Source organism: Stieleria sp., assembly GCF_041595215.1.
In the GTDB taxonomy this organism is placed as follows: Bacteria; Planctomycetota; Planctomycetia; order Pirellulales; family Pirellulaceae; genus Stieleria; species Stieleria magnilauensis.
This window is the reverse complement of record NZ_JBFHKV010000866.1, coordinates 1-3,798: the sequence shown is the minus strand read 5'-3', so window position 1 is coordinate 3,798 and position 3,798 is coordinate 1. Positions and strand designations below refer to the sequence as shown.

Here is a 3,798-nt window from a genome sequence, read left to right as displayed (position 1 = left end):
CGTTTTGTCCGTATCGTTTTGCCCGTATCGTTTTGCCCGTATCGTTTTGCCCCCATCGTTTTGCCCCATCGTTTTGCCCGTCTCTCTGCACCTTCAGCCTCCCCCGTCTCGATCTCTTGCGAGCGGATGTTTCCCCGGGTCGACGATTTCTTGGAATCCATTGAGCACGACTGGGACGCTCTGGTGAAAGCAAACGACGTTCAGTGAAGCGATGTTGCCGAAGATGTTTTCCCGATCGCCGAAGAAGTTGTCGTCGCTGAACAGCGGCGGCAGATGCCACCAGAGGCGATAGCCCATTTCCATGATCAGCCGAATCAGGGCTTCGGACTGCTCGACACGGTCATTCTCCACATACAGCACGGGTTTGAAACGTTCGATGCTTCCGCGGGCGCCCCGCAACACCGCTTCTTCCATCCCCTCGACATCAATCTTGATCAAGTTCAGTCGGGGATAGCGAAAGACATCGTCAAATCTCTTCACCTCCACGGGCGTCCCTTGGCGATACCGCGTGCTCAGCGAAAAGCCGCCGAAGTTGCCTTCTTGTTCGTAGCGAATGTCGGGCACCACTGTGGTATCGGGTGCCGCACCGAGCCCACAGTGAAACGTGTCCACGTTGGTCAATCCATTGAGTGCCACGTTGGCGCACAGATTTTGAAACACGACCGGCTGCGGCTCAAACGCGAGGATTCGCCCCTGCCGCTGGACCTGCTGCGCCAACCCGACGGTGTGGGAACCGATGTTCGCACCGATTTCGGCAACGATGTCGCCCGGTTTGACGACTTGCCGAAACAGCTTCATTTCGCCCGCTGAGAACTCACCGTATTTGATCAGCGACCGGCCGATGTACATGTCATTGGCATTGACCAGGAACCATCCGTCGCGGCCTTTGACCAGATTGTTCCAGTGGTCCAGGTGGGTGACTCGTTCCATTTCCTCTATCCTCTGAGAGTCTCCGTCGAACCGGAGATTGATCTTTTACGTAATTCCGTCTGTAATACCGTTTCAGGCCGCCCGGTCAGGATGCCGGCCGAATTGACACGCACCGTTTTCATTGCGGAGACCATGAACGCACCCCAAATAGACGAACAGATTGCCAAGTACTCGCAAATGTGCAACCGGCTGGCGGACGAGGTCGGGCGACTGCTGGTCGGGCAGGAAACGATGGTTTCACGTCTATTGATCGGATTGTTGACCGGAGGGCACGTGCTGCTCGAAGGCGTCCCCGGATTGGCGAAAACGCTGACCGTCAGCAGTTTGGCCCAGGCGATCCGGACCGATTTTTCACGCATCCAGTTTACCCCGGATATGCTGCCGGCGGACGTCATCGGCACCGAAGTCTTCAACCCCAAAGAAGCGACGTACAGCGTCAAACGTGGGCCGATTTTCGCCAATTTAATTCTGGCCGACGAAATCAACCGCGCCCCGGCCAAGGTCCAGAGCGCCTTGCTGGAGGCGATGCAGGAGCGACAGGTCACCATCGGCACCGAGACCTTCAAGTTCCCCCATCCGTTCTTGGTGATGGCAACACAGAACCCGATCGAGCAAGAGGGGACGTATCCGTTGCCCGAGGCTCAGGTCGACCGGTTCATGCTCAAAACCAAGATCGATTATCCGTCCCGCGAGGACGAGCGAAAGATCGTCGACCGGATGGCCGGCGGCAAAGCGATCCCTGAAATCTCGGCCGTCACATCGCCCGACGAAATCATGGAAGCCCGTGCGGTGGTCGAGAAGATTTGGTGCGACGACAAAGTCCGTGATTACGGCATCGACGTGGTCCGTGCGACACGTGATGCGGTCGGATCCGGAGTCGCGGCGCTAGAAAACATGATCGAAATGGGGGCCAGCCCACGCGCTTCGATCTTTCTGCTCAAAGCCGGCAAGGCGCACGCGTTCTTGGAAGGACGCAGCTATGTGACGCCGCACGACATCAAATCGTTGGCCCCGGACGTGTTGCGGCACCGCGTCGTGTTGACGTACGAGGCGGAAGCCGAAGGCAAATCGGTCGACGACGTGATTCGACAGATTCTGGACAACGTCCCGGTGCCCTGACCGGCACGCGTTCGTCACGGCAGTGGGAGGAAATTACTTTACGCGAAATCATCGCTGATTCTCGCAATTCTGGAAGCTGACGCCACCGATCATGTTGCCTCGCGAAGTCATTCGAAGAGTCCGAGAGATCCAAGTTCGAACCGGTCGCCAAGTGGCCGATGTTCTTGCCGGCCAATACGTCTCGGTGTTCAAAGGCCGCGGCATCGAGTTCGACGAAGTTCGACCGTACATCCCCGGCGACGACGTACGCACGATTGACTGGAACGTGACCGCCCGAATCGGTGAACCGTTCGTCAAGCGATACGTGGAAGACCGACAATTGACGCTGATGGTCATGGCCGACGTGTCCGCGTCCCAGGATTTCGGTTCGGGCCAGCGGAGCAAACGTGACGCGACGGCGGAACTGAGCGCGCTGCTGGCATTTTCAGCGACACTCAACGACGACAAGATCGGACTGACGCTGTTCCACGGCGCGATCGAACAATACATTCCGGCTCGTAAAGGCCAGCGGCATTCGCTGCGGGTCATCCGCGAAGTCCTGGCGCACGGAAAGGTGGAAACCCAGGCACCGCGAAAACGCCGCCGTTGGCTGCCGATGGGACGCCGCCGAGCCTGGTGGCGAACCGGACGCCAAGCGACCAACATCGCCGGGGCGATGCAGTTTCTGATGTCCGTCACCTCGCGGAAATCGATCTGCTTTGTCATCAGCGACTTCCTGGGCGATGGGTACCTGGAAGCAATGCAAAGTGCCAATCGCAAACACGACGTGATTGCGGTGTTGGTCACGGACCCCAAAGAACTCGAGTTTCCCAGTGTCGGCTTGGTCAATTTGGAAGACGCAGAAACGGGGCATATGGTTCAATGCGACGCAGGATCGAAAACGTTTCGCGATCATGTGGCCGCGGCCGCCGAAAAACGAGTCGAAGACCTGCGCCGCAGTTTCGGTCGTTCCGGAATCGATTTCATCCACATCGATGCACAAGGCGACGTCGTCGATCCGCTGGTGAAGTTTTTCCGCATGCGTCAACGGAGGATGCGATGATGAACGTCAAGGGAGAAGATTGTGCATGGCCATTGGCCAAATCCGACCGTGTTGGGATTTTTCCCCTGGGGCGACGCAACCTCGCAAAAGCTCGGTTGGCTTGCCCCAGGCTATGGATGTGCATGCCCGTTGGGCAAAAGGCGACTCGCGTCGACACCAGTGCCAGCCAAGCGTTGGTGTCCACACCTCTATCACGCGTCCGAGCTGATCTGAGCGAAGCGTTTCGGCCAACGGCCATAAACAAATGCTTTCGATTTGCACTGCTCCTCGTCATCCTCGCGACCCTGACGTCATCCGCCGCTGCCGAATCGATTCAGCAGCAGCGGCAATCGGGACCGGTGTCCATCGAGGTGACGCTGGAACCGAAAGAGCCGGTGATCGGGGACACTCTCACGCTCTCGATCCAAGTGACGGCTGAGAAGGACGTCGAAGTCTTGATGCCAGATTTCGGTGACGCGTTGGACCGTTTTTCCATCGTCGATTTTGCGCCTCGCGAAACGATCGATGATGCGGGGCGAACGGTAGCCAAACAAACCTATCGACTCGATCCGCCCTCCTCGGGCCGGCACGTGATTCCGCCGATCTTGATCGAATACGTCGACCGCCGCCCCGGCCAGCAACAGGCCCCCGAGGGTTTGGACGCCTACGAAGTCCTGACCGATCGCATTCCATTCGAGGTCGCATCCGTGCTGCCCGACGATGCGGCG

At 58.3% G+C, this 3,798-nt stretch carries 4 protein-coding genes; 3 read left to right on the top strand and 1 reads right to left on the bottom strand.

Features of this window, described 5'->3' with window-relative positions; all coding sequences use genetic code 11:
• Positions 1-93: 93 nt before the first annotated feature.
• A complete protein-coding gene (locus ABX749_RS25395) occupies positions 94-930 on the bottom strand; it encodes an FkbM family methyltransferase (RefSeq protein WP_372898469.1) in 837 nt (278 codons plus the stop codon).
• Positions 931-1,062: 132 nt separating this feature from the next.
• Here ABX749_RS25395 and ABX749_RS25390 point away from each other — a divergent pair, with 132 nt between their 5' ends.
• The 3 genes from ABX749_RS25390 to ABX749_RS25380 all read left to right on the top strand — a co-directional run.
• Positions 1,063-2,049 (top strand): MoxR family ATPase, encoded by a 987-nt coding sequence (locus tag ABX749_RS25390; protein ID WP_095737955.1) that lies wholly within the window; start codon positions 1,063-1,065, stop codon positions 2,047-2,049.
• Positions 2,050-2,140: 91 nt separating this feature from the next.
• Positions 2,141-3,091, top strand: a complete 951-nt coding sequence (locus ABX749_RS25385) for a DUF58 domain-containing protein (RefSeq protein ID WP_372898468.1) — start codon at positions 2,141-2,143, stop codon at positions 3,089-3,091.
• A 122-nt stretch (positions 3,092-3,213) separates the two neighbouring features.
• Positions 3,214-3,798, top strand: a 585-nt coding sequence (locus tag ABX749_RS25380; protein ID WP_372898467.1) for a hypothetical protein, incomplete at its 3' end; no start/stop codon positions are given.

What these genes read in the sequence shown, in the direction of transcription:
- ABX749_RS25395 (WP_372898469.1), bottom strand. Translation starts at nt 930, where the DNA reads ATGGAACGAGTCACCCACCTGGACCACTGGAACAATCTGGTCAAAGGC.
- ABX749_RS25385 (WP_372898468.1), top strand. Translation starts at nt 2,141, where the DNA reads ATGTTGCCTCGCGAAGTCATTCGAAGAGTCCGAGAGATCCAAGTTCGA.
- ABX749_RS25390 (WP_095737955.1), top strand. Translation starts at nt 1,063, where the DNA reads ATGAACGCACCCCAAATAGACGAACAGATTGCCAAGTACTCGCAAATG.